This is a genomic window from Pseudomonas sp. 5P_5.1_Bac1, from assembly GCF_025466015.1.
Classification (GTDB): domain Bacteria; phylum Pseudomonadota; class Gammaproteobacteria; order Pseudomonadales; family Pseudomonadaceae; genus Aquipseudomonas.
On sequence record NZ_JANLNX010000057.1, the window covers coordinates 17,402 to 42,483 of the forward strand.

Here is a 25,082-nt window from a genome sequence, read left to right on the forward strand (position 1 = left end):
CGGCAACATCTGACTAAGTTGCGCGGAAAATGGCGGCAGTATCCGTTAAAGGCGGGTGATGTTCAACACGTCACCGGACAGGCTGACCTGCACGCCGGCACCCCACAGAGGGTCACGGCGGAGGTCTTCGGAGACCTTGTATTGCCCGGCGATGGAGACCAGTTCGGCGGTCATCTGCTGGCAGAAAATCCGCGCCTTGGTATTGCCCTTGATACCTGCCAGTGCACGCCCCCGCATTGGCCCGTACACATGGATGTTGCCATCGGCGAGAAGTTCCGCGCCGGGGCTGACCGCCGATATCACTACCAGATCGCCACCTTGAGCATAGATCTGTTGGCCGCCGCGTACAGGCGAGGTGATGATCTTGGTCGGGCGGACGGTCGGTTCGGGAGGTGGAGGCGGCGCCGGGGCCGGTTCGGGCTTCTTCACCACCTCGACTTCCGGCTCCACCGGCCGCTCGCGGGCGCCGGACGGTGGCAGCACCGGCAGGTCGATGGCGATGGCGGCGGCGATGTCCTCGATGCGGCTGGCGCGGATCGCCAGCGTGCGCAGCCCGTGCTGGCGGCAGACCCGCATCAGCCCCGGCAGGTCCACCGCGCCTTCGCCGGGCGGCAGCTTGTCCAGCGCCAGCACCAGCGGGGTGTTGCTGAAGAAGTTCGGCGCCTGGGCCACCTTGGCCGCCAGTTGCCGGTCGAGTCCTTCGAGGTTGTTCCGGGCAAGCTCCAGCACCGTGATGGCGAGCATGCTGCCCTTGAGCTGGAACACGGGGGCTTGGTCGGGCGTCGGGGTCTGGCTCATGTCTGCGTCGAGGCGCCTTGTTGCGAAAAAAGTGCCCAGACTTATAACGAGAACGCCGGTTAGCCGCAACCCGCGCCGAACCGTTGTAGAATGCCCGGCCTTTTTCTTTCCGGAATCTTGAATGGATCGCCCGCGTTTTCGTCCTTATTTCCTGCACCCGCGTTTCTGGCCGCTGTGGCTGGGGCTCGGGCTGCTCTGGCTGATCGTCCAGCTTCCGTACCCGGTTTTGCTGGGCATCGGTCGTGTCCTCGGTGCTTTGATGTACCGCGTGGCCGGTGCTCGTCGGGCGATTGCGGCGCGCAACCTGGAACTGTGTTTCCCGGAACTGCCGTCCGTCGAACGCAAGCGCCTGTTAAAGGAAAACTTCGCGTCCACCGGCATCGCCTTCTTCGAAATGGCCATGAGCTGGTGGTGGCCAAAGGCCCGGCTGGCGCGCCTGGCGCATATCGAGGGGCTGGAGCATTTGCAGGCCGCGCAGCGTGATGGCCAGGGCGCCATCCTCATGGCCCTGCATTTCACCACCCTGGAGATTGGCGCGGCGCTGCTGGGCCAGGTCCACACCATCGACGGCATGTACCGCGAGCACAAGAACCCGCTGTTCGACCTGATCCAGCGCCGCGGCCGCGAGCGTCATAACCTCGATTCGCTGGCGGTTGAGCGTGAGGATGTGCGCGGCATGCTCAAGCTGCTGCGTGCCGGCCGGGCGATCTGGTACGCGCCGGACCAGGACTACGGCGCCAAGCAGAGCCTGTTCGTGCCGCTGTTCGGCATCCAGGCGGCGACCGTGACCGCCACCACCAAATTCGCCCGCCTGGGCCGGGCCCGAGTGATTCCGTTCACTCAGGAGCGTCTGGCCGACGGCAGTGGTTACCGGCTGGTGATTCACCCGCCGCTTGCAGACTTCCCCGGAGAAACCGAAGAGGCCGACTGCCTGCGCATCAACCAGTGGATCGAGCAGGCGCTGCGGGCCTGCCCGGAGCAGTACCTGTGGGCGCATCGGCGCTTCAAGTCGCGCCCGCCAGGAGAGCCGAAGCTGTATCGGCGTTAAGCGCGGCGCACATTTATCTCACGGAGCATGAGCATGGCAGCAGCAGAACCGGTCACCGGCCTGATCCTTTCCGGTGGTGGCGCCCGCGCCGCCTATCAGGTCGGGGTGCTGGCGGGAATCGCCGATCTGCTGCCGCAAGGGGCATCCAACCCGTTCCCGGTCATCGTCGGCACTTCCGCCGGTGCCATCAATGCGGTGACCCTGGCCAGCGGCGCCCTGCATTTCGCCGAGGCGATCCGGCGTCTGACCAGCTTCTGGCAGGGCTTTCGCAGCCATCAGGTGCTGCGCAGCGATTGGCCCGGCGTGATGCGCCAGGCCAGCCGTTTCGTCGGCCACAGCCTGCTCGGCCTCGGCCGGCAAGTGCCGGTGGCGCTGCTCGACAGCTCGCCGTTGCGCGGCCTGCTCAACGAACACCTCGACCTGCAAGGCATCGGTCACGCCATCGAGCAGCACTGTCTGCGCGCGGTGGCGGTGACCGCGTTTGGCTATGAGTCGGGGCAGGCGGTGACCTTTTATCAGGGCCGCGGCGCGATCGATCCCTGGTTGCGCCATCGGCGTATCGGCGTGCCGACCCGCTTGAGCGTCGAGCACCTGCTGGCCAGTTCGGCGATCCCGCTGCTGTTCGCGCCGGTCAAGCTGGGTCACGAGTATTACGGCGACGGCGCGGTGCGCCAGTCGGCACCGATCAGCCCGGCGCTGCACCTGGGGGCGAGCCGCATCCTGGTGGTCGGGGTCAGTGGCAACCCGCGAGGGCCCTCGGTCAGCGAGCCGGTCCAGCGTATTTACAGCGGCCAGCCGCCGAGCCTGGCGCAGATCGGCGGGCATCTGCTCAACAGCACCTTTATCGACAGCCTGGAAGACGATCTGGAATTGTTGCAGCGCCTCAATCACCTGAGTCACCTGGTGCCGGAGCAGGCTTATCCGCGCCGACTCGGACTGGAGCCGGTGGAGGTGCTGGTGGTGGCGCCGAGTCAGCCACTGGACGAGATCGCCGCGCGCCATCGTCGCGAACTGCCGGCGGCCCTGCGCCTGTTCTTGCGCGGCCCGGGCGCGACCAAGACCAGCGGGGCCGGGGTGCTCAGCTATTTGCTGTTCGAAGCTGGCTATTGCAGCGAACTGATCGAACTCGGCCGGCGTGATGCCCTGGCCAAGCGCGATCAGCTATGCGCCTTCCTTGGCTTGCCACCCGTCCGCGCCTGAACCCTCACTCGGCGATCTGCAGGTGCCGCGCCTCGGTGTAGACGTAGCGCACCTTCTCGTACTCGAACGGCGAATTCATCTGGCCATAGCGGAATGCGGTGGTGTAGCGCCGGTCGATGGCGCGTAGCACCCACAGTTCCGGATGGTTGCTGCTGACTTCGGCGACGTTGAGGAAGTTGATCTGGTTCTCGGCGCTGTAGTCCACCACCAGGCCGCCCGTGTCGCGCAGGTTCGACGGGCCAAGGATCGGCAGCATCAGGTACGGGCCGTCCGGCACGCCATAGAAGCCCAGGGTCTGGCCGAAGTCCTCGTTCTGTTTCGGTACGCCCATCATGGTCGCCGGGTCCCACAGGCCGAAAACGCCGATGGTGGTGTTGACCAGCAGCCGCGCGGTGATGTCCAGCGAGCGCTTGCCCTTGAACTGCAACAGGCTGTTGAGCAGGTTCGGCACGTCGCCGATGTTGCTGAAGAAGTTGCTCACGCCGCTGCGCACGAACTGCGGGGTGACGTAGCGGTAGCCATTGACCACCGGCAGGAACACCCACTCGTCGAAGCGGTAGTTGAAGTGATAGACGCGGCGGTTCCAGGACTCCAGCGGGTCGTAGACGGCGAGGGCGTTGAGCGTCGAGCGTTCGAATTCGCGCTGGTCCAGGCCGGGGTTGAATTTCAGCTCCTTGAGTGGCTCGGTGAAGCCGTCGGTGTCGATGACGCTGGCCGCGGGCGCGGGTTCGTCGGCGAACGCCGGGCCGGCGGACAGCAGCAGGGCGGTGATCAGCAGGCGTTTAACCACGGAAGAACTCCAGCATGGCGTCGCTGTTGACGCGGTAGTTGAGGTTGCCGCAATGGCCGCCATGGGGGTACAGGGTGAGTCGGTCGCCGAAGGTCTTGCGCAGGAAACCGATGTCGCCGGGGCCGAGGATCAGGTCGTCGGCGTTGTGCATCACGGCGATCTTCGGCGTCTTGCTCAGGTAGTCCTGCAGGGCGTAGAGGCTCACCTGGTCGATCAGTTGCAACAGGCTGCCGCCGTCGGTGCGGGCGCGCCACATCGGGATCACCTGCTCGGTCAGGTAGCAATCGAAGTCGCATTGCAGCGCACGCTTGAAGAACGGGGTCAGGCTGCTGCCTTCGGTGATCGGGAATTTCGGCGGGATGATCAGGCCGCGGCGGTTGATCAGGTCCGAGGTGAAGGCGATATCGGCCGCGGAGAAGCGGAACGACGTGCCGATCAGCATGGCCATCTGCTCGTTGCTCAGGTGCTGGCGCGATTGCTGGAAGTCGTAGAGCAGGGCGTCGTTGAGGTCGATGTAGCCCTTCTGCTGGAAGTAGCGGGTCAGTTTGTTGAGCACCAGTTCATAGAAGGTGGTGTGGCTGGTCACGCCCTTGACCTCGGTCTGCACCAGGCGGTCGAGGTTGCTGATGGAGGTGTAGAGGTTCACCGGCGGGTTGAGCAGCAGCACGCGCTTGAAGTTGAAGCTGCGCCGGGTCTCGTCCAGGTGGCTGACGAATGCCGCGTCCAGCGCGCCGAGGCTGTAGCCGCTGAGGTAGAACTCCTTGATTGGCAGCCGCGGGTGTTGGGCGCGCACGCCCTGCATCACCCGGTAGAGGTCTTCGGCGTCTTCGGTGCTGACGCCGGGAGTGGCGAAGCGCGACGCGGCGCTGATGAAGTCGAAGCTGGTCGGCGAGGACAACTGCACGACGTGGAAGCCGGCCTTGTAATAGAGGCGCTTGAGGTATTCGTTGATGCTGGCGTTGTAGCGTGCGCCGGTGCCGGCGATCAGGAAGATCAGCGGTGCTTCGTGGTCCTGGCGGGCCAGGCGGTAGCGCAGTTTTTTCACCGGCCAGAAATTGTCCGGCAGGGTGAAGGCGCGTTCCGGGCGCACGTTCAGGTCGTAGTCGGACTGCGTGATGTCATCGTCGGTGGGCAGTTCCGGGCGCATGTCCGGCGGTGTGGTGGCGATAGTCGCCTCGAAGGGGTTGGTCAGCGGATAGCCGTAGGTGGCGGCATCGATGTCCGCCGCCGACGCGGCCGCACACAACAGAAGGCCGCCCAACAGGGCAGCGAGGCGCAGTGGTCGAAACATGACGGATCCCCAGAAAAAGGCACGAAAGCGTGGTGCGTAGTCCAGCCTAGGACATCTGTGTTACCGGCAAAGTTGCCGGGTGCCACGGTATTTGTCGTCCCGGATGTTGCCGTGACGGGCTTGGACTCTGCAACAATTGGTTCCATTTATCCTGGCGTTAAAAGTAGTCGAGGCTGGCGCTTTCGCCTTGCGCAGACCGCCTGGAGGATTATGCTGGGCGCCGATTTTTCTGATTTTGGAGTCACCATGTCTCAGCGTTTGCCACTTATCGCCTTGTTGCTGTTCGTGCCGTTGTGGCTGGCCGCCAGTTATGGGGTTCGCTACGGGTTCATGGAGGATCCGCAGTGGGTGGGGATCTGCTCGGCGCAGGTGCAGGTGTGGGAGTGCCAGGTTCGCTCGACGCTGGGCCTGACCATTCACTTCCGGATTCTGGCGTGGCTGGCGTTGGGACTGGCGCTGGTTGGGACGGTCGTGGCGCACCGGGCCGGGCGCTGGCTGGCGGTGCTGGCGCTGGTGGCGGGGATTCCGGCGCTGGTGTTGTACACCGCGAGTATCGCGGTGTTTGCGGTGGTACTGGCGGGGTTGCGGTTGGTTCGTCGGGCCAGATGAGCCGCGCCCTTTGACAGGGCATTTGAGGTCCTCATCGCTGCCGAACCGCAGCGATGAGGACCGAAAGGACTATCGGGTTTTCAGGCAGCGCCACAACGCGGCGACCATCAACACACTGACCACCGCCCAGCCCCAGGCCTGCAGGCTTTCCAATCCTTCGCGATACAACTGCGGTCCGATCCCGGCACCGACGATCAAGGTCAACAGCGCTACTTCAGCCCGCGCCACCTTCACTGGACGCAGCAGGTAAACCAGTGCCGGCAATACGAACGCGGCACTCGGGAAACTGCGATAGCGCGGATCGAACACCAGCGCCAGCATGCTCACCGCCGCGGCAAAGCCCGCCGCCAGTACCCACCAGCCCGCACGGGCTTCCAGCCAGGCGAAGGTTCGCTCACGCCAGCCACTGCGCGATGCCAGGGCGAGCGCGCCATGGGCCAGTACGATCAGGTTGAGCCCCACCAGCAGCACCACCCACAACCATTCGCCGAAGAAGCGGCTGTTGGTCCGCGCCAGTTCGCCCCACAGGCCGATGCTGGCGGCACCTATCGCTGCCAGCAGCGGAAGGGCCAGGGCGTTGCGGGTGCTGCGGACCGGGCCGGCCAGCACCAGAGTGGCGAGGAACAGCAGCACGCTGGCGGCCAGCCATTGCGGCCAGAGCGCGAGGTTGCTCACCGGCCCTTCGAGTACGCCCTTGTCGTGGCGGTCGGCGTCGTACAGGCCCCAGTAACCGCCTACCGCGCCTTCGCTGGCGCGTTTCCACGGTTGGTCGAAGGCTTCGATCAGGTTGTAGTGCCAGCCGTTCTTTTCCGCCATGGCGACGAAACCACGGATAAAGCGCGCTTCGTTGACCCGGCTTGGCACCGCGGTTTCGCGCTGGCGGCCCTCGCTGGGCCAGCCGGTTTCACCGATCAGGATGTCCTTGGGCGCGAACTGGTTGCCGAACACCTGGCGGATCTCGCCGACATGGGCCAGCGCGTCGTCGATGCCGCGTGGATCATCTTCCCAGTAGGGCAGCAGGTGAATCGTGAGGAAGTCCACCGCCGGGGCGATTTGCGGGTGCTGCAGCCAGAACTCCCAGACATCGGCGTAGGTCACGGGCACCTGGACCTGGCGCTTCACCTGGCCGATCAGCTCGGCGAGGCGGTCGCCGGTGATCTCTTTGCGCAGCAGCGTTTCGTTGCCGACGATCACTGCGCGGACCACATCCTGGTTGGCGTTGGCCGAGGCGATCAGTGCCTTGATTTCTTTGTCGGTATCCACCGGGTTGCCGTTGACCCAAGCCCCGAGCATCACTTTCAGCCCGTACTTGCGGGCGATATCGGGGATGCCTTCGAGGCCGGTCATGGAGTAGGTGCGGATGCATTCGAAGCGTTTCGACAGCAGCGCGAGGTCGGCGTCGATGCGTTCCGGGCGCAGGGTGAAGGGCTGGTCGAAGGGCGACTGGTCCTTGTCGAACGGGGTGTAGGAGGCGCACTGCAATTTGTGCGTGGCGCTGGCGGCATCCGGCAGCACCACCGGCTTGCCGAGCCCGTACCAGAGACCCGCGAGGGCGAACAGGCCGAGCAGGCAGGCGAACAGATAAGGGGGGAGCGCAAAGCGGGCGGTCGAGGACATGGAACGATCCGGTGAGGCAACAAAGCCGCCAATACTACCCGTAAACACCGGCGGTTTTGCCTTTGGCATGCAAAGTTCGGGCGGGCTTTGCGCAGGGCCCCGGGATTGCTGGCGGTGCTGGCAAACTGGTGTCGTTTCTCGATGTTTCGAGGTCGCTGACAGAGCAGGTCCACCACGAGCCGGGGTTGATGATGGGCGCATCAGTACTCCGCTGATGCTCTCTCGGTCCAGGCAACGAGGCGTGATGGGGGCGCCGTGCACCAGAACAAGACGTGGTCCGACCGGCGTCGGGCGCATGACTATCCGTGACGTGACAAGGGGAAGCTTTGATGAAAATGCGACGACTCCTGGGGGCGGGCACCGCCCTGGTATTGGCAATGAGCGCCGTGACGGCGATGGCCAAGGAAGTGAGCATCGGCTATGTCGATGGCTGGTCCGACAGTGTGGCAACCACCCATGTGGCCGCGGAGGTCATCAAACAGAAGCTGGGCTATGACGTGAAACTCATGCCCGTGGCGACCGGGATCATGTGGCAGGGCGTAGCCACCGGCAAACTCGACGCCATGCTCTCGGCCTGGCTGCCCGTCACTCACGGGGAATACTGGACCAAGAACAAGGACAACGTCGTCGACTACGGCCCCAACTTCAAGGACGCGAAGATCGGCCTGATCGTGCCGGAATACGTCAAGGCGCAGTCAGTCGCCGACCTCAAGACCGATGACAGCTTCAAGAAGAAAATCGTCGGCATCGACGCCGGTTCCGGCGTGATGATCAAGAGCGAACAGGCGATCAAGGACTACGACCTCACCGGCTACAAACTGCAGGCCAGTTCCGGCGCGGCGATGACCGCTGAACTGGGCCGTGCCTATGCCAAGCAGCAGTCCATCGCCGTCACCGGCTGGGTACCGCACTGGATGTTCGCCAAGTGGAAACTGCGCTTCCTCGAAGACCCCAAGGGCGTGTACGGCGCCGCGGAAACCGTCAACAGCATCGGCAGCAAGGAACTGGCGACCAAGGCGCCGGAAGTGGCGGAGTTCCTGAAGAAGTTCTCCTGGCAGTCGAAAGACGAAATCGGCGAGGTCATGTTGGCCATTCAAGAGGGCGCCAAGCCCGATGCTGCCGCCAAGGATTGGGTCGCCAAACACCCCGAACGCGTTGCCGAATGGGTCGGCAAATAATGGCTTGATGCCTCTATCCTGAGCCTTCCAGGGCCGCCCCCGGTTTATCCGGTGGGCGGCCCTTCTGTTTGCGGACCTTTACCGAGTTTGCAAAAGACTTTTACATCTAAGACTAAGGTCGTCTGGAGTGCGTTCATAGGCAGCATAAAGTGGAGTCGTTCTATCTAATCTGTGCTGCGAGGACAAAAACAATGAACGACAGCATTTACCTATCGATACAAAACAGCCCGCGGTTCAAGGAGCTGGTTTCAAAACGTGAACGATTCGCCTGGATTCTCTCGGCAATCATGCTCGGTCTCTATTCTGCTTTCATCCTTCTGATTGCCTACGGTCCCCAACTGCTGGGAACCAAGATCAGCCCTGACTCTTCGATTACCTGGGGTATTCCCCTGGGCGTGGGACTGATCCTGTCAGCCTTCATCCTCACCGGTATCTATGTGCGTCGCGCCAACGGTGAATTCGATGAGCTGAACAACGCAATCCTCAAGGAGGCTCAGCAATGATCCGGCGTCTACTGGCAACCCTGGCCATCGGCGCGTTCGCACCCGCCGTCTGGGCCGCCGACGCCCTGACCGGCGCGGTACAGAAACAACCGCTGAACGTTGCGGCGATCCTCATGTTCGTCGCCTTCGTTGGCGCCACCCTGTGCATCACCTACTGGGCTTCGAAAAAGAACAACTCGGCGTCCGACTACTACGCTGCCGGCGGCAAGATCACCGGTTTCCAGAACGGTCTGGCGATTGCCGGTGACTACATGTCCGCGGCGTCCTTCCTGGGTATTTCCGCCCTGGTGTTCACTTCCGGCTACGACGGCCTGATCTACTCGATCGGCTTCCTGGTCGGCTGGCCGATCATCCTCTTCCTGATCGCCGAACGCCTGCGCAACCTGGGTAAATACACCTTTGCTGACGTGGCGTCCTATCGCCTCGGCCAGAAAGAAATCCGCACCCTGTCGGCCTCCGGCTCGCTGGTGGTGGTGGCGTTCTACCTGATCGCGCAAATGGTCGGTGCCGGCAAGCTGATCCAGCTGCTGTTCGGTCTGGACTACCACGTTGCGGTCATCCTGGTCGGTATCCTGATGTGCCTGTACGTGCTGTTCGGCGGCATGCTGGCGACCACCTGGGTACAGATCATCAAGGCAGTGCTGCTGCTCTCCGGTGCCAGCTTCATGGCGCTGATGGTGATGAAGCACGTCAACTTCAACTTCAGCGAGCTGTTCTCCCAGGCCATCGCCGTTCACCCTAAAGGTGAAGCGATCATGAGCCCTGGCGGTCTGGTGAAAGATCCGATCTCGGCGTTCTCGCTGGGTCTGGCGCTGATGTTCGGTACTGCTGGCCTGCCACACATCCTGATGCGCTTCTTCACCGTGAGCGACGCTAAAGAAGCCCGCAAATCGGTGTTCTACGCCACTGGCTTCATCGGCTACTTCTACATCCTGACCTTCATCATCGGCTTCGGCGCGATCCTGCTGGTCAGCACCAACCCGGCCTTCAAGGACGCCGCTGGCGCTCTGCTGGGCGGTAACAACATGGCGGCGGTGCACCTGGCCAACGCCGTGGGCGGCAGCATCTTCCTCGGCTTCATCTCGGCGGTCGCGTTCGCCACCATCCTGGCGGTGGTTGCCGGCCTGACCCTGGCAGGCGCTTCGGCGGTATCCCACGACCTGTACGCCAGCGTATGGCGCAAGGGCAAAGTCAACGATAAGGATGAGATCCGCGTTTCGAAGATCACCACCATCGCCCTGGCGGTGCTGGCCATCGGCCTGGGTATCCTCTTCGAAAGCCAGAACATCGCGTTCATGGTGGGCCTGGCGTTCTCCATCGCCGCGAGCTGCAACTTCCCGGTACTGCTGCTCTCGATGTACTGGAAGAAGCTGACCACCCGTGGCGCCATGATCGGCGGCTGGATGGGCCTGATCAGCGCCGTGGCCCTGATGGTGCTCGGCCCGACCATCTGGGTACAGATCCTGCACCACGAGAAACCGATCTACCCGTACGAGTACCCGGCACTGTTCTCCATGCTGATTGCTTTCGTCGGTATCTGGTTCTTCTCGATCACCGACAAGTCCAAGGCGGCCGACGAAGAACGCGCACTGTTCTTCCCGCAGTTCGTCCGTTCGCAGACCGGCCTGGGCGCCAGCGGTGCGGTTTCGCACTGATCGACCCGGCAATGAAAAAGACAGCCCTCGGGCTGTCTTTTTTTTGCCTGCGGGAGGCGGTTCAGACGCGGGTCATATGTAGCCGAGCAAGAGCAGTATCAACAGGACGATCAGCACGGTACCGATGATGCCCGATGGTCCGTAGCCCCAGCTTCTGGAGTGCGGGAATACCGGCAGGCCACCGATCAGCAGCAGGATCAGGATGATGATTAGAATTGTGCCCATGACGATTCCTCTGGTTTCGGTCGGATGGGCAGACCTGGCTTTCAGGCCCGCTTGTAATTGCGACTCCTGCCGTGAGGGAAAAGTTTAATTAACCTCACGTTTTGCCTCTTGGAGAGCCCCGCAATTCACGCCTTTTTTTGCCCGTGCCATTCAGCAACCTGATACCGCGTGGGCCGGCGCAGGGCCTTCGCTACACTGGCCTTCACCGTCAAGCACACAAGGCAGCTGGCTATGCAGAACCGCATGATGATCACTGGCGCGGGATCCGGACTGGGTCGTGAAATTGCCCTGCGCTGGGCCCGTGAGGGCTGGCGTCTGGCATTGAGCGATGTCAGCGAGGAAGGCCTCAAACAGACCCTGGCGCTGGTTCGCGAGGCGGGCGGCAGCGGCTTCATCCAGCGCTGCGATGTCCGTGACTACAGCCAGTTGATCGCCCTGGCCCAGGCCTGCGAAGAGCACTTCGACGGCATCGATGTGATCGTCAACAACGCCGGCGTGGCTTCGGGCGGGTTCTTCGCCGAGCTGTCGCTGGAGGACTGGGACTGGCAGATCGCGATCAACCTCATGGGCGTGGTCAAGGGCTGCAAGGCGTTCTTGCCGCTGCTGGAGCGCAGCAAGGGGCGGATCATCAATATCGCGTCCATGGCCGCGCTGATGCAGGGCCCGGCGATGAGCAACTACAACGTCGCCAAGGCCGGCGTGGTGGCGTTGTCCGAGAGTCTGCTGGTGGAACTGCGGCAACTCGACGTGGCGGTGCATGTGGTCTGCCCGTCGTTCTTTCAGACCAACCTGCTGGACTCCTTCCGCGGCCCGACGCCGGCGATGAAGGCCCAGGTCGGCAAGCTGCTGGAAAGCTCGCCGATCAGCGCCACCGATATCGCCGAGTACATCTACCAGCAGGTCGCCCGCGGCCAGTTCATGATCCTGCCGCACGAGCAGGGCCGGATGGCCTGGCAACTCAAGCAGCACAATCCGCAGGCGCTCTACGACGAAATGGCGAGCATGGCGGAGAAAATGCGCGCCAAAGGCCGTCAGCCGCAATCCTGAGCGGCGGCATCGGGTATCCTCGGCGCTTTGCCAGCATTGGGGATACCTGTGGTCAATTACCTGTTGTTCTTCCTCGCGGCGGTGTTCGAGATCGCCGGTTGCTACGCCTTCTACCTGTGGCTGCGCCTGGGCAAGAGCGCCTGGTGGATCGCCCCGGCGCTGCTCAGCCTGACCCTCTTCGCCCTGCTGCTGACCCGTGTCGAGTCGGCTTACGCCGGGCGTGCCTATGCCGCCTATGGCGGAATCTATATCGTCACTTCATTGCTCTGGCTGGCGCTGGTGGAGCGCGGCCGGCCGCTGGGCAGCGACTGGATCGGCGGGTTGCTCTGCGTGGCGGGTGCGACGGTCATCCTGCTGGGGCCGAGGTTCCACAGCGCGGGCTGATCTTGTGGGAAGAATGTGTAGGGCATTTCCGTTAGTCGCGTAGGTCGTCTCTCTTTCAAGATCAGACCATTGAAGCGGACTACCCCGACAGCCAGTCTCCGAATTCACCTTGAAATGGAGGATTCGGGAATGTTGGTTATAGGACGTGAAATAGGCGAGGTCATCAACATCGGCGACGACATCAAGCTCAAGGTTCTGGCCGTGGATGGCGGGACCGTGCGTTTCGGTATCAGCGCGCCGCGTGATGTCGAGATTCATCGCGCGGAGATCTACAAGCGCCTGGCCGAGCAACTGGAGAAGGAGGCGGCCAGTTGAGTCGTCGGGTCAGTCGAGCAGTTCCTTGGGCACATCGTGCTTGGCCAGCAACTGGCACTGCTGGCTTTCGAGGTCGAAGAGGATGAATGCCTGACCCTTGGCCAGCGCCTGGCGAACCCGCAGTACGCGGGTTTCCAGCGGGGTGTCGTCGCCGTTGTCGGTGCCTTCGCGGGTGACGAAATCCTCGATCAGGCGGGTCAGAGTCTCGGCTTCGAGTTGGTCGTAGGGGATCAGCATCTGGAGCAGGCCTTGGGGGAGGGGGATGGCACATGCTACCTGTGTTTGTTCTTTCGGGCCTCATCGCTGGCGTGTCGGGCCGCCGAACCGCAGCGATGAGGCCCTCAATTCAACTCACTGATCCCGCCTGCCCAGCACCTCCTCAACCGCCGGCACCCGCGTATCACTCTCCATCTGCGCGTCATGCTCAAGCTGATGACTGAACCGCTCCAGTGAACTCCCCGCCGGCTGCGAGTCGGCGGCGAACACCGGTGGGCTCAGCAGGTACGCGCCCAGCAATCGGCTCAGCGCCGCGAGGCTGTCGATATGGGTGCGTTCATAACCGTGAGTCGCGTCGCAACCGAAGGCCAGCAGCGCGGTGCGGATGTCGTGTCCGGCGGTGATCGCCGAGTGGGCGTCGCTGAAGTAGTAGCGGAACAGGTCGCGCCGCACCGGCAGGTTGTGTTCATGGGCCAGGTGCAGCAGGTGCCGCGACAGGTGGTAGTCGTAAGGCCCGGAAGAATCCTGCATCGCCACGCTCACCGCGTGTTCGCTGGAGTGCTGGCCGGGCGCGACCGGGGCGATGTCGATGCCGACGAATTCACTGACATCCCAGGGCAGGGCGCCCGCTGCACCGGAGCCGGTTTCTTCGGTGATGGTGAACAGTGGATGGCAGTCGATCTGCGGCTGCAGGCCGCTTTCGACAATGGCCTTGAGCGCCGCCAGCAATGCCGCGACGCCGGCTTTGTCATCCAGGTGCCGGGCGCTGATATGGCCGCTTTCGGTGAACTCGGGCAAGGGATCGAAGGCGACGAAATCACCGATGTTGATCCCCAGCGACTCGCAATCGGCGCGGGTTGCGCAGTAGGCGTCCAGGCGCACTTCGATGTGCTCCCAGCTCACCGGCATCTGGTCGATGGCGGTGTTGAAGGCGTGTCCGCTGGCCATCAGCGGCAGCACACTGCCGCGCAACACGCCGTTGTCGGTGAACACGCTGACCCGGCTGCCTTCGGCGAAACGGCTCGACCAGCAACCCACCGCCGCCAGGCCCAGGCGGCCGTTGTCTTGCAGGTTGCGTACGCTGGCGCCGATGGTGTCCAGGTGCGCGGAGACGGCGCGGTCCGGGGAGTTCTTGCGGCCCTTGAGGGTGGCGCGGATGGTGCCGCGGCGGGTCAGTTCGAAAGGGATGCCCAGTTCTTCAAGGCGCTCGGCGACATAGCGCACGATGGTGTCGGTAAAGCCGGTGGGGCTGGGGATCGCGAGCATTTCCAGCAGGACTTTCTGCAGGTAGTTCAGGTCCGGTTCGGGTAGTGGGGCGGGCATACGCACTCCTTGGTTCATGGCGTGGGCCGGCTGTGGGGAAACAGCAGGTCGACGAAACGTTCGGCAGTGGGTTGAGGTTCGTGGTTGGCGAGGCCAACGCGTTCATTGGCTTCGATGAACACGTACTCCGGCTGATCGGCGGCGCGGACCATCAGGTCCAGCCCGACCACCGGGATATCGAGGGCGCGGGCGGCCTGGATCGCGGCGTCGACCAGGGTCGGGTGCAATTGCGCGGTGACGTCTTCGAGGCAGCCGCCGGTGTGCAGGTTGGCGGTACGGCGGACCGCCAGGCGCTGCCCGGCGGGCAGCACGCTGTGGTAGTCGAGACCGGCGGCGTGCAGGGTGCGCGCGGTTTCGTCGTCCAGCGGGATACGGCTTTCGCCAGCGGTGGCGGCCTGGCGGCGACGGCTCTGGGCTTCGATCAACGCGCCGATGCTGTGCAGGCCATCGCCGATCACCTCGGCCGGGTGGCGGATCGCCGCAGCCACCACTTCGAAACCGATCACCACGATGCGCAGGTCGAGCCCTTCGTGGAAACTTTCCAGCAGCACCCGGCTGTCGAAGCGACGGGCCTGTTCGATGGCGTGGTTGAGTTCGTCGAGACTGCTCAGGTTGACGGCAACGCCGTTGCCCTGTTCGCCATCCACCGGCTTGACCACCACCGCGCCGTGGTCTTCGAGGAAGGCCAGGTTGTCATCGGCGCTGCCCGCCAGTTGCTGGGCCGGCAGCTTCAGGCCGGCGGCTGCGAGGGTCTTGTGGGTCAGGTGTTTGTCCTGACAGAGGGTCATGCTGACGGCGCTGGTCAGGTCGCTCAGCGACTCGCGGCAACGCACCCGGCGCCCACCATGGATCAGGGTGAACAGCCCGGCATCGGCATCATCCACCTGCACATCGATGCCGCGGCGATAAGCTTCCTCGACGATGATCCGCGCGTAGGGATTGAGTCCGGCTTCGGGACCGGGCCCGAGGAACAGCGGCTGGTTGATGCCGTTCTTGCGCTTGACCGCGAAGGTCGGCAGGTTGCGGAAGCCGAGCTTGGCGTAGAGGCGCTTGGCCTGGCGGTTGTCGTGCAGCACCGAGAGGTCGAGGTGGCTGAGCCCGCGGCTCATGAAGTGCTCGATCAGGTGGCGCACCAGCACCTCGCCGACACCTGGCCGGGTGGTGTTCGGGTCCACCGCCAGGCACCAGAGGCTGCTGCCCAGCTCCGGGTCGTCGAAGGCCTTGTGGTGGTTCAGGCCCATGACGCTGCCAATCACCGCGCCGCTGTCTTCGTCCTCGGCCAGCCAGTAGACCGGCCCGCCGAGATGACGCGGGGTCAGCAGGGCGGTGTTCACCGGCAGCATGCCGCGGGTCAGGTACAGCGTGTTGATCGCCTGCCAGTCCTCGTCGCTTTGCGCGCGGCGGATGCGGAAACCACGGAACACCCGCTGCGCCGGGCGGTAGTCGCTGAACCACAGGCGCAGGGTGTCGGACGGATCGAGGAACAGTTGCTGCGGCGCCTGGGCCAGCACTTGTTGCGGGGCGGCGACATAAAGGGCGATATCGCGCTCGCCGGGTTGTTCTTCGAGCAGCGCGGCGGCCAGCAGGGCCGGCTCGGAATAGGTGTGGCCGACCAGCAACCGGCCCCAGCCGCAATGCAGGGCGCGGGGCTCGTCGCTGGGTTCGTTGCCATCACCGGCCAGGCGCGCCTGCAGCCGTTCATAGGACGGCACCTGGCCGCGCAGCAAGCGTTGGCCGTAGGCGGAAGTGTGAGGCTTCATCGGTCAGATTCCTTGTTCGCTGAGCCACAGGTTGAGGGCCGCCAGTTGCCACAGTTTCGAACCGCGCAATGGTGTGAGCTGGCCATGCGGGTCGCTCAGCAGGCGGTCCAGCATCGCCGGGTTGAACAGGCCGCGATCCTGGCTAGGGTCGAGCAGCAATTCGCGCACCCAGTCGAGGGTCGCGCCTTGCAGATGCTTGAGGCCGGGCACCGGGAAATAGCCTTTCTTGCGGTCGATCACTTCGCTTGGGATGACCAGCCGCGCAGCTTCCTTGAGCACTTGCTTGCCGCCGTCGGGCAGCTTGAAGCGCGCCGGAATCCGCGCCGACAGCTCGACCAGGCGGTAATCGAGGAACGGCGTGCGCGCTTCCAGGCCCCAGGCCATGGTCATGTTGTCGACCCGCTTTACCGGGTCATCTACCAGCATCACCGTGCTGTCCAGGCGCAGCGCCTTGTCCACGGCCTCGCGGGCGCCGGGCTGGGCGAAGTGCTCGCGGACGAAATCACCGGCGGCGTCGTGCTCCAGCAGCCAGGGCAATTGCACGGTGTCGCGGTACTCGGCCTGGCTGCGGTCGAAGAACGCGGCGCGGTAAGCCGCGAGCGGGTCCTGCGCGCCATCCACCTGCGGATACCAGTGATAACCGGCGAACAGTTCGTCGGCGCCCTGGCCGCTCTGCACCACCTTGCAGTGCTTGGCCACTTCCCGCGACAGCAGGTAGAAGGCGATGCAGTCGTGGCTGACCATCGGCTCGCTCATGGCCCGGAAGGCCGCGGGCAACTGGGTGATGATCTCGCGTTCGTCGATGCGCAACTGGTGGTGACGGGTGCCGTAGTGTTTGGCGATCAGGTCGGAGTATTGGAATTCGTCGCCGCGTTCGCCGCCGGCATCTTCGAAGCCGATGGAGAAGGTCGACAGGTCTTCGACCCCGGCCTCGCGCAACAAGCCCACGAGCAGACTGGAATCGACGCCGCCCGAGAGCAGCACGCCAACATCGACGGCCGCGCGCTGACGGATCGCCACCGCCTCGCGGGTGCTGTCCAGAACGCGGTCGCGCCAGTCTTCCAGGCCCAGGTCCTGTTCATCGGTGTGGGGGCCGTAATGCAGGCTCCACCACTGTTGCTGCTGGCTGCGGCCCTGGGCGTCGATACGCATCCAGGTGGCTGGCGGCAGTTTCTCGATATTCGCCAGCAGGGTGCGTGGTGCTGGCACCACGGCATGGAAGTTCAGGTAGTGATTGAGCGCTACCGGGTCCAGCACCGGGTCGATATCGCCGCCTTTCAACAGGGCCGGCAAGGTCGAGGCGAAACGCAGGCGTTCGTTGGTCCGCGACAGGTACAGCGGCTTGACGCCGAGGCGGTCGCGGGCGAGGAACAGTTGCTGGCGGTCGCGCTCCCAGATCGCCAGGGCGAACATGCCGTTCAGCCGTGGCAGAAGCTGTTCGCCCCAGGCGTGATAGCCCTTGAGCAGCACTTCGGTGTCGCCGCCGGAATAAAAGACGTAGCCGAGGCTTTCCAGCTCGCTGCGCAGTTCCGGGAAGTTGTAGATGGCACCGTTGAAGGCCAGCGACAAGCCCAGTTGCGCATCGACCATGGGCTGGGCCGAGCCATCGGACAGGTCCATGATTTTCAGGCGACGATGGCCCAGGGCGATCGGCCCCTGGCTGTGGAAGCCCCAGGCGTCGGGGCCGCGGGGTGCCAGGTGATGGGTTATCCGTTCAACCGCGGCGAGGTCCGCCGGGCGCGAAGGGGTGGCTACAGGGGTGAAACGAAACTCTCCAGCTAATCCGCACATAAGTCCTTACCGGTTTTGCCGTTGGGGAAGGTGCCCGAAAGGTGGGCACTCAGAAACTGACCGGTGCGAATCCTGGGAGTTTTAGATCGATATGGAATAAGTGGAAATGCCGGACCGAGACAACTCCGCCTGCACCCGACCTCGCCCCCTGTAGGCGCGAGCTTGCTCGCGAAGCTCGTTTACCTCGCGCTACCGCGCTTCAATTCCCGCAACATGAACCGATTCGGATGACAGGCCTCCGCCAGTTCCCGCGGCACCGGCAGTGCATCGCCGTTGATCCACGCCGCCACCAATTCCCCGCACAACGGCGCGGTAATCAGCCCGCGAGAACCGTGTCCGCTGTTCACATAAAGCCCCTCCAGCCACGGGCAGTCCGCCTCGGGAACCTGCCGGGCGTTCTTCGCCAGGGCGGCGTAGGTCGCGGCGAACCTCGGCGCATCCGCCACCGGCCCCACCAGCGGCAGGTAATCCGGGGTGGTACAGCGAAACGCTGCGCGGCCTTCCAGTCGCTGCGGGTCCTGGTGTTCGATATCCAGCCGCTCGGCCAGATCGGCGGAGATCTCCCGCAGCAGCTCCAGGTTGCTGTGATGTTCCTCGGCGGTCGGGGTCAGGTCGGTGCTGTGGAAATCGAAGCTGGCGCCGAGGGTATGTTCGCCATGCCGCGACGGCGCGACATAGCCGTCGGCGCAGACCACGGTGTTCAGCGCCTGGCTGGCGGCGGTGACCGGCAGGCGGGTGATCTGCCCGCGTATGCGCTTGAGCGGCAAGCCGGCGCAGCCTTCGAAGCGCTGGATATCGGCGGCACCGGCCAGCACCACCACCGGCGCCGAGGCCAGCAGCCGCTCGCCGTCCCAGGCTTGCCAGAGGCCATCGACCTTGCGCAGTTGCAGCACGTCATGGTGGGTCAGCAGGCGGATATTGGGCTGCGCGGACTGCCAGCGGCAGAGTGCCGGCGGATGTACCCAGCCGCCTTCCGGGTAGAACAGCCCGCCGCTGGCCAGCGCCACGCCGGCCACGGCCTCGGCTTGCTGGCGGTCCAGGCGTTGCAGCAGCTCATCGTCGAAGGCGCCGGCCAGGACCGCCTGGCGCTGGTCTTCCTTGTCGTCGAAGGCCAATTGCAGCACGCCGCAATCGTCCCAGTCGGTGCCGCGCTGCAAGCGCTCCAGCAGACGCCGGGTATGGCCGAAGCCGCTGACGATCAGTTGCGAGAGCACGGTGCCGTGGGCCGACAGTTTCAGGTACAGCACGCCCTGCGGATTGCCCGAGGCTTCCTGCGCCGGGCCGGCGTGACGTTCCAGCAACTCGACCTGCCAGCCGCGCGCGGCGAGGCTCGCGGCACTGGCGCAACCGGCCAGCCCGGCACCGATCACCAGCGCCTGTTGCGGGCCGGACAGCGCCGGCGGTCGGCGATACCAGGGCGCCACGGGAGCCGGGGCGGGCTGATCCTCCGGCCAGCCTTCGAAGCGTCCGCGCAGCACTTCCCACTTCTTGCCGATGCCGGGAATGCGCTTCATCTTGAAGCCCACCGCGATCAGCGCCCGGCGCACCCAGCCGGTGCTGGTAAAGGTGCCCAGCGTGGTGCCGGGCACGGAAAGCCGGCCGACCTGGGCGAACAGCTCCGGGGTCCACATGTCGGGGTTTTTCGCCGGGGCGAAGCCATCGAGGAACCAGGCGTCGACCTGACCGTCCAGTTTGGCGAACTGTTCGCTGGCGTCACCGATCATCAGGGTCAGGCTGACCCGGCCGTTATCGAAGAGGAAGTGCTGGTATCCGTCGTGCACCGCAACGTATTGCTGCAGCAGCGCCTCGCTGAAGCTCGTCAGTTCCGGCCACAGCGCCAGGGCGCGGCGCAGGTCGTCGCGGCTGAGGGGAAACTTCTCGGCGCTGATGAAATGCAGGCGGCTATCGGCGGGCGCGTGTTGCTCGAACAACTGCCAGGCGCAGAAGAAATTCAGGCCGGTGCCAAAGCCGGTTTCGCCGATGGTCAGGCGGCTTCCTGGCGCCAGGGCCTTGAGGCGTTCGCGCAGGTCGTTCTGCTCGATGAACACGTGCTCGGTTTCCGCCAGGCTCTGGTCCTTGGAGAAATAGATGTCGTCGTACTGCCGCGAATGCGGTCGGCCTTGTTCGTCCCAGTCGATCTGGGCGTGGCGTGGGGCGGGGGTGTCGGTCATGGCGGGCTCGGCTACAGCGGATGGCGCATTCTATCTGATCGCCCAGCGGCCGTTTGACCTGGCGCAAGCTCGCGCACGGCAGCGACAAAATCGATGGCGATCCGCTAGTCTTGCTTATCCAAGAAGGGAGCCTGGTATGTTTGAATCCGCTGAAATCGGTCACGCGATCGACAAAGAAACCTACGACGCCGAAGTGCCCGCCCTGCGCGAGGCGCTGCTCGAAGCGCAGTTCGAACTCAAGCAGCAGGCACGTTTTCCGGTCATCGTGCTGATCAACGGCATCGAGGGCGCTGGCAAGGGCGAGACGGTCAAGCTGCTCAATGAATGGATGGACCCACGGCTGATCGAGGTGCGCACCTTCGACCAGCAGAGCGATGAAGAACTGGCCCGGCCACCGGCCTGGCGCTACTGGCGGGCACTGCCGGCCAAGGGGCGGATGGGCGTGTTCTTCGGCAACTGGTACAGCCAGATGCTGCAGGGGCGGGTTCATGGCCAGTTCAAGGACGCGGTGCTGGACCAGGCCATCAGCGGCGCCGAGCGCCTGGAGCAGATGCTCTGCGATGAAGGCGCGCTGATCTTCAAGTTCTGGTTCCACCTGTCCAAGAAACAGATGAAGGGGCGGCTCAAGGCGCTCAAGGCTGACCCGCACAGCCGCTGGATGATCAGCCCGCTGGACTGGCAGCAGTCGGAAACCTACGACCGCTTCGTGCGCTTCGGCGAGCGGGTGCTGCGTCGCACCAGCCGCGACTATGCGCCATGGCATGTGATCGAAGGCTCGGACCCGCATTACCGCAGCCTGGCGGTCGGGCGGATTCTGCTGGAGGGTCTGCAAAACGCCCTCAAGACCGAAGGCACGATCAAGCAGCCCACCCACATTGCCCCGCTGGGCGAGAGCATCGACCAGCTCAGCCTGCTGGACAGCCTCGACCTGAGCGTGCGGCTGGACAAGAACGACTACCAGGACCAACTGCTCAGCGAGCAGGCACGCCTGGCCGGGCTGCTGCGCGACAAGCGCATGAAGCACCATTCGCTGGTGGCGGTGTTCGAAGGCAATGACGCGGCGGGCAAGGGCGGGGCGATCCGCCGGGTGGCCGCGGCGCTGGACCCGCGTCAGTACCGCATCATTCCCATCGCCGCACCCACCGAGGAAGAACGCGCGCAGCCGTATCTGTGGCGCTTCTGGCGGCACATCCCGGCACGCGGCAAATTCACCGTCTTCGACCGTTCCTGGTACGGGCGGGTGCTGGTGGAGCGGGTCGAGGGCTTCTGCACGCCGGCCGACTGGATGCGCGCCTACGGCGAGATCAACGATTTCGAAGAGCAGTTGAGCAATGCCGGCGTGGTGGTGGTGAAGTTCTGGCTGTCCATCGACCAGCAGACCCAACTGGAGCGCTTCCAGGAGCGCGAGCAGATCCCGTTCAAGCGCTTCAAGATCACCGAGGAAGACTGGCGCAATCGCGACAAATGGGACCTGTATGCCAACGCGGTGGGCGATATGGTCGACCGCACCAGCACCGAAATCGCCGCCTGGACGCTGGTGGAAGCCAACGACAAACGCTGGGCCCGGGTGAAAGTGCTGCGCACCATCAACGACGCGCTGGAGGCGGCGTTTCGCAAACACAAGAAATAGATAGCGGCTTGGGGGAGCTGGTTGGCCAGCTCCCGCGAGAAGCCCCGGCCTTTTGAAGGGGCGCGATGTCCTTTCTGGACCGGCACCGCACCGGGTCCAGCTGTCAGTGTGTTGCCGTACACCCAACCACCACCCCGGGTTATCGAGGCCATCAATGCATATCTCTTCCGGACGCTGGGGCTATGGTCTGTTCCTGGCGCTATTGACGGCCCTGCTGTGGGGCATTCTTCCGGTCAAGCTCAAGCAGGTCCTGCTGGTCATGGACCCGATCACCGTCACCTGGTATCGCCTGCTGGTCTCCGGCGGATTGCTGTTCGCGTGGCTGGCGGCAACCCGCCGGCTGCCGTCGTTCGCGCCGCTGGGGCGACGCGGCAAGCTGTTGGTGGCGGTCTGCACCTTCGGCCTGGTGGGCAACTATGTGCTTTATCTCATCGGTCTGAAGCTGGTCAGTGCCGGCACCGCGCAGTTGGTGGTGCAGGTGGGGCCGGTGTTGTTGCTGATCGGCAGCGTGTTTCTGTTCAAGGAGCATTTCAGTGCCGGGCAGGGTGTCGGTCTGGCCCTGTTGCTGGCGGGTTTCGGGCTGTTCTTCAACCAGCGGCTGGAGGAATTGCTGACCTCACTCAGCGCCTATACCACCGGCGTGCTGGTGATTCTGCTGGCGTCGACGATCTGGGTGTTCTACGCCCTCGGCCAGAAGCAATTGCTGACGGTGTGGAATTCCATGCAGGTGATGATGGTGATCTACCTGTGCTGCGCGCTGTTGCTGACGCCTTGGGCGCATCCGCTGGAAGTGCTGCAACTGACGGCGCTGCAAGGCTGGCTGCTGCTGGCCTGCTGCCTGAACACTCTGGTTGCCTACGGCGCGTTCGCCGAGGCGCTGGCGCACTGGGAGGCTTCGCGGGTCAGCGCGACCCTGGCGCTCACGCCGTTGGTGACGTTCGTTGCCGTGGCGCTGGCCGCGTGGTTGTGGCCGGATTATGTAACCGCCGAGCAGATCAACGGCCTCGGGTATGCCGGTGCGTTGGTGGTGGTACTGGGGTCGGCGCTGACCGCCCTGGGTCCGTCGATCAGCGCCGGTTGGCGGGCCAGGCGCGCACGCCTGGCCCGTTGACTCAGCCCTTGCCACCCGCCTCGAGCATCTGCTCGGGGCGGACCCACTCATCGAACTGGGCGTCGGTCAGGTAACCCAGCGAGAGTGCCGCTTCGCGCAGGGTGGTGCCTTCGCTGTAGGCCTTCTTGGCGATTTCCGCCGCCTTGTCGTAGCCGATGTGCGGGTTCAGCGCGGTGACCAGCATCAGCCCGCGCTCCAGGTGCGCGGCCATCTGTTGCGGGTCCGGCTCGATGCCGGCGACGCAGTGCTGCTGGAAGTTGCGGCAGCCGTCAGCCAGCAGCTCGATGGATTGCAGCAGGTTATGAATGATCACCGGCTTGAACACGTTCAACTGCAAATGGCCCTGGCTCGCCGCGAAGCTGATCGCGGTGTCGTTGCCGAGCACTTGGCAGGCCAGCATCGACAGCGCCTCGCACTGGGTCGGGTTGACCTTGCCGGGCATGATCGAGCTGCCCGGTTCGTTGGCCGGCAAGCGCACCTCCTGAAAGCCGGCGCGGGGGCCGGAACTGAGCAGGCGCAGGTCGTTGGCGATCTTCATCAGCGCCACGGCCAGGGTTTTCAGGCCGCCGGCGAGGCTGGTCAGCGGTTCATGCCCGGCCAGCGCGGCGAACTTGTTCGGTGCGGTGACGAATGGCAACCCGGACAGCGCTGCCAGCTCGGCGGCGATGGCCTCGGCGAAACCGTGCGGTGCGTTGAGCCCGGTGCCCACCGCCGTGCCGCCCTGGGCCAGTTCGCAGACTGCCGGCAGGGTGGCGCGGATGGCCCGCTGGGCGTAGTCGAGCTGGGCGACCCAGGCCGAGACTTCCTGGCCGAAGGTGATCGGCGTGGCGTCCATCATGTGGGTGCGCCCGGTCTTGACCAGGTGCATGTGCCGCGCCGACAGCTCCGCCAGCCCCGCAGACAGCTCGGCGATCGCCGGCAGCAGATTGGCGTGCACCGCCTGGGCGGCGGCGATGTGCATGGCGGTGGGGAAACAGTCGTTGGAGCTCTGCGAGCGGTTGACGTGATCGTTGGGGTGCACCGGATCCTTGCCGCCGCGGCCCTTGCCGGCCAGTTCGTTGGCGCGGCCGGCGATCACTTCGTTGACGTTCATGTTGCTCTGGGTGCCGCTGCCGGTCTGCCAGACGACGAGCGGGAACTGGTCATCGTGCTGGCCGTCGAGCACTTCGTCGGCGGCCTGTTCGATCAGTCGGGCGATCGCTGCGGGCAGGTCGCCATTGCGGTCGTTGACCCGCGCCGCCGCTTTTTTAACCAGCGCCAGGGCGTGCAGCACCGCCAGCGGCATGCGTTCCTTGCCGATGGCGAAGTTGATCAGGGAACGTTGCGTCTGGGCGCCCCAGTAAACGTGGTCCGGAACTTCGACCGGTCCGAGGCTGTCAGTTTCGATACGGCTCATGCGCTACCCACTCCTTATGCAAGATGCAAGGTCTGACAAAGCAGTTTAGGCCCTGATGACGCGGGCCGGTTCCATAGTCTCTCGTACTATTGAGCAGAGGCTCCCGTCGGCGCAGAATGCTCTACGCTGGAAACACTCACTTACTCTTTAAGGAATTTCGATGACCCGTCTTCGCGCCCTCTGCACGGCTGTCGCGCTGGTTTGCGCCAGCGGCCAGGTTTTCGCCGATGCCGCCAGCCACGCTGCCAATGCCGAGAAATTCCTCGTGCTGGCGCACGCCGACAAGCTCGGAACCCCGGTCTACATGCAGGTTCAGCAGATGTTCGGTCAGCGCTTCGAGCAGACCAAAGCTCCTGCTTCGAAGAAATCCGTGCTCGACAGCTACCAGGCCAAGGCCAACGCTGCGCTGGATAACGCCATCGGCTGGAACAAGCTCAAGCCAGACATGATCAAGCTGTACACCAGCAACTTCACCGAGAGCGAACTGAAAGACCTGGTGGCCTTCTACCAGTCGCCACTGGGCAAGAAAGTCCTGGAAACCATGCCTCGCGTTACCCAGCAATCGGCCCAATTGACCCAGCAGAAGCTGGAAAGCGCGGTGCCGGTGGTCAACAAGCTGCTGGATGACATGACCAAGGAACTCGACCCGAACGCCGGCAAAGCCGCCGCTCCAGCCAAGAAGCCGTAAGCGGGGCCGTTCATGTCGATGCAGCAGAAGATCGAGCAGAGCCTGCAAGCACTGGCCCCCCGGCACCTGCAGGTGCTGGACGAGAGCCACATGCACAGCCGTGGCGTGGAAACCCACTACAAGGCGGTGCTGGTCAGTGAGCAATTCGAAGGCCTGAACAGCGTCAAGCGGCACCAGAAGGTCTACGCCACCCTCGGCGACCTGATGGGCCAGTTCCATGCGCTGGCGTTGCACACCTACACCCCGCAGGAATGGGAAAAAGTCGGCAGCGCGCCGGCTTCGCCCACCTGCGCCGGAGGCAGCAAGCACTGATTTCAAATTCAGGTTTTGCTAGAA

At 64.3% G+C, this 25,082-nt stretch carries 24 protein-coding genes; 13 read left to right on the forward strand and 11 right to left on the reverse strand.

Annotated features, from left to right (window positions below; translation table 11 throughout):
* Positions 1-45 precede the first annotated feature (45 nt).
* Positions 46-798 (reverse strand): septum site-determining protein MinC, encoded by a 753-nt coding sequence (minC, locus tag NTD82_RS12830; RefSeq protein ID WP_095155461.1) that lies wholly within the window; start codon positions 796-798, stop codon positions 46-48.
* A gap of 121 nt (positions 799-919) precedes the next feature.
* Between minC and NTD82_RS12835 the strand changes: the two genes are divergently transcribed.
* Together NTD82_RS12835 and NTD82_RS12840 are read left to right on the forward strand one after the other, a co-directional pair.
* Positions 920-1,846, forward strand: coding sequence for a lipid A biosynthesis lauroyl acyltransferase (locus tag NTD82_RS12835; protein ID WP_095155462.1), 927 nt, complete (start codon positions 920-922; stop codon positions 1,844-1,846).
* 33 nt (positions 1,847-1,879) lie between these two features.
* Complete coding sequence (locus NTD82_RS12840; RefSeq protein ID WP_262128997.1) at positions 1,880-3,046, forward strand: patatin-like phospholipase family protein; 1,167 nt, start codon at positions 1,880-1,882, stop codon at positions 3,044-3,046.
* Between the two features lie 4 nt (positions 3,047-3,050).
* Here the strand turns inward: NTD82_RS12840 and NTD82_RS12845 are convergent, their stop codons facing one another.
* Both NTD82_RS12845 and NTD82_RS12850 read right to left on the reverse strand, forming a co-directional pair.
* Entirely contained in the window at positions 3,051-3,836 is a 786-nt protein-coding gene (locus tag NTD82_RS12845) for a VacJ family lipoprotein (protein WP_095155464.1), read from the reverse strand.
* Positions 3,829-5,127, reverse strand: a complete 1,299-nt coding sequence (locus NTD82_RS12850; protein ID WP_262128999.1) for a serine/threonine protein kinase — start codon at positions 5,125-5,127, stop codon at positions 3,829-3,831. The genes NTD82_RS12845 and NTD82_RS12850 overlap by 8 nt, the downstream gene beginning before the upstream one ends.
* Positions 5,128-5,373: 246 nt before the next feature.
* Here NTD82_RS12850 and NTD82_RS12855 point away from each other — a divergent pair, with 246 nt between their 5' ends.
* On the forward strand, positions 5,374-5,736 hold the full coding sequence (locus tag NTD82_RS12855) for a hypothetical protein (RefSeq protein WP_175652453.1): 363 nt from the start codon (positions 5,374-5,376) through the stop codon (positions 5,734-5,736).
* A gap of 69 nt (positions 5,737-5,805) precedes the next feature.
* On the opposite strand, the gene NTD82_RS12860 is transcribed toward NTD82_RS12855, so the two are convergent.
* Positions 5,806-7,353 (reverse strand): beta (1-6) glucans synthase, encoded by a 1,548-nt coding sequence (locus NTD82_RS12860; protein WP_262129000.1) that lies wholly within the window; start codon positions 7,351-7,353, stop codon positions 5,806-5,808.
* A 329-nt stretch (positions 7,354-7,682) separates the two neighbouring features.
* Here NTD82_RS12860 and NTD82_RS12865 point away from each other — a divergent pair, with 329 nt between their 5' ends.
* The 3 genes from NTD82_RS12865 to NTD82_RS12875 all read left to right on the forward strand — a co-directional run bounded on the left by NTD82_RS12865 (position 7,683) and on the right by NTD82_RS12875 (position 10,689).
* Complete coding sequence (locus tag NTD82_RS12865) at positions 7,683-8,531, forward strand: glycine betaine ABC transporter substrate-binding protein (RefSeq protein ID WP_095155467.1); 849 nt, start codon at positions 7,683-7,685, stop codon at positions 8,529-8,531.
* Between the two features lie 191 nt (positions 8,532-8,722).
* On the forward strand, positions 8,723-9,034 hold the full coding sequence (locus NTD82_RS12870; protein ID WP_095155468.1) for a DUF485 domain-containing protein: 312 nt from the start codon (positions 8,723-8,725) through the stop codon (positions 9,032-9,034).
* Positions 9,031-10,689: a cation acetate symporter gene (locus NTD82_RS12875; RefSeq protein WP_095155469.1), complete on the forward strand. Its 1,659-nt coding sequence runs from the start codon at positions 9,031-9,033 to the stop codon at positions 10,687-10,689. The genes NTD82_RS12870 and NTD82_RS12875 overlap by 4 nt, the downstream gene beginning before the upstream one ends.
* 72 nt (positions 10,690-10,761) lie before the next feature.
* Here NTD82_RS12875 and NTD82_RS12880 read toward each other — a convergent pair whose 3' ends face one another.
* Entirely contained in the window at positions 10,762-10,920 is a 159-nt protein-coding gene (locus NTD82_RS12880; protein WP_175652484.1) for a DUF3309 family protein, read from the reverse strand.
* Between the two features lie 225 nt (positions 10,921-11,145).
* Here NTD82_RS12880 and NTD82_RS12885 point away from each other — a divergent pair, with 225 nt between their 5' ends.
* The 3 genes from NTD82_RS12885 to csrA all read left to right on the forward strand — a co-directional run bounded on the left by NTD82_RS12885 (position 11,146) and on the right by csrA (position 12,660).
* A complete protein-coding gene (locus NTD82_RS12885; protein WP_095155471.1) occupies positions 11,146-11,961 on the forward strand; it encodes an SDR family oxidoreductase in 816 nt (271 codons plus the stop codon).
* Positions 11,962-12,009: 48 nt separating this feature from the next.
* Entirely contained in the window at positions 12,010-12,345 is a 336-nt protein-coding gene (locus tag NTD82_RS12890; protein WP_262129001.1) for a YnfA family protein, read from the forward strand.
* A gap of 129 nt (positions 12,346-12,474) precedes the next feature.
* Positions 12,475-12,660, forward strand: coding sequence for a carbon storage regulator CsrA (gene csrA, locus NTD82_RS12895; RefSeq protein ID WP_095155473.1), 186 nt, complete (start codon positions 12,475-12,477; stop codon positions 12,658-12,660).
* A 9-nt stretch (positions 12,661-12,669) separates the two neighbouring features.
* Here csrA and NTD82_RS12900 read toward each other — a convergent pair whose 3' ends face one another.
* The 5 genes from NTD82_RS12900 to mnmC form a co-directional block, all read right to left on the reverse strand.
* Positions 12,670-12,897, reverse strand: coding sequence for a YheU family protein (locus NTD82_RS12900; protein ID WP_095155474.1), 228 nt, complete (start codon positions 12,895-12,897; stop codon positions 12,670-12,672).
* 114 nt (positions 12,898-13,011) lie between these two features.
* Positions 13,012-14,199, reverse strand: coding sequence for an osmoprotectant NAGGN system M42 family peptidase (locus NTD82_RS12905; RefSeq protein WP_262129002.1), 1,188 nt, complete (start codon positions 14,197-14,199; stop codon positions 13,012-13,014).
* 14 nt (positions 14,200-14,213) lie between these two features.
* Positions 14,214-15,959 (reverse strand): N-acetylglutaminylglutamine synthetase, encoded by a 1,746-nt coding sequence (ngg, locus tag NTD82_RS12910; protein WP_262129003.1) that lies wholly within the window; start codon positions 15,957-15,959, stop codon positions 14,214-14,216.
* Between the two features lie 3 nt (positions 15,960-15,962).
* Positions 15,963-17,750, reverse strand: a complete 1,788-nt coding sequence (locus NTD82_RS12915) for an N-acetylglutaminylglutamine amidotransferase (protein ID WP_262129004.1) — start codon at positions 17,748-17,750, stop codon at positions 15,963-15,965.
* 179 nt (positions 17,751-17,929) lie between these two features.
* Positions 17,930-19,921: a bifunctional tRNA (5-methylaminomethyl-2-thiouridine)(34)-methyltransferase MnmD/FAD-dependent 5-carboxymethylaminomethyl-2-thiouridine(34) oxidoreductase MnmC gene (gene mnmC, locus NTD82_RS12920; protein WP_262129005.1), complete on the reverse strand. Its 1,992-nt coding sequence runs from the start codon at positions 19,919-19,921 to the stop codon at positions 17,930-17,932.
* A gap of 136 nt (positions 19,922-20,057) precedes the next feature.
* On the opposite strand from mnmC, the gene pap reads away from it, so the two are divergent.
* Together pap and NTD82_RS12930 are read left to right on the forward strand one after the other, a co-directional pair.
* Positions 20,058-21,551 carry a polyphosphate:AMP phosphotransferase gene (gene pap / locus NTD82_RS12925; RefSeq protein WP_262129006.1) on the forward strand — a complete coding sequence of 498 codons (1,494 nt, stop codon included), beginning with the start codon at positions 20,058-20,060 and terminating at the stop codon, positions 21,549-21,551.
* Between the two features lie 154 nt (positions 21,552-21,705).
* Positions 21,706-22,662 (forward strand): DMT family transporter, encoded by a 957-nt coding sequence (locus NTD82_RS12930; RefSeq protein WP_095155480.1) that lies wholly within the window; start codon positions 21,706-21,708, stop codon positions 22,660-22,662.
* A gap of 1 nt (position 22,663) precedes the next feature.
* Here NTD82_RS12930 and NTD82_RS12935 read toward each other — a convergent pair whose 3' ends face one another.
* On the reverse strand, positions 22,664-24,058 hold the full coding sequence (locus NTD82_RS12935) for a class II fumarate hydratase (protein ID WP_262129007.1): 1,395 nt from the start codon (positions 24,056-24,058) through the stop codon (positions 22,664-22,666).
* Between the two features lie 160 nt (positions 24,059-24,218).
* On the opposite strand from NTD82_RS12935, the gene NTD82_RS12940 reads away from it, so the two are divergent.
* Positions 24,219-24,746: a DUF2059 domain-containing protein gene (locus NTD82_RS12940; RefSeq protein ID WP_095155482.1), complete on the forward strand. Its 528-nt coding sequence runs from the start codon at positions 24,219-24,221 to the stop codon at positions 24,744-24,746.
* A gap of 12 nt (positions 24,747-24,758) precedes the next feature.
* Positions 24,759-25,058, forward strand: a complete 300-nt coding sequence (locus NTD82_RS12945; protein WP_262129009.1) for a BolA family protein — start codon at positions 24,759-24,761, stop codon at positions 25,056-25,058.
* The last annotated feature ends 24 nt before the right edge of the window (positions 25,059-25,082 follow it).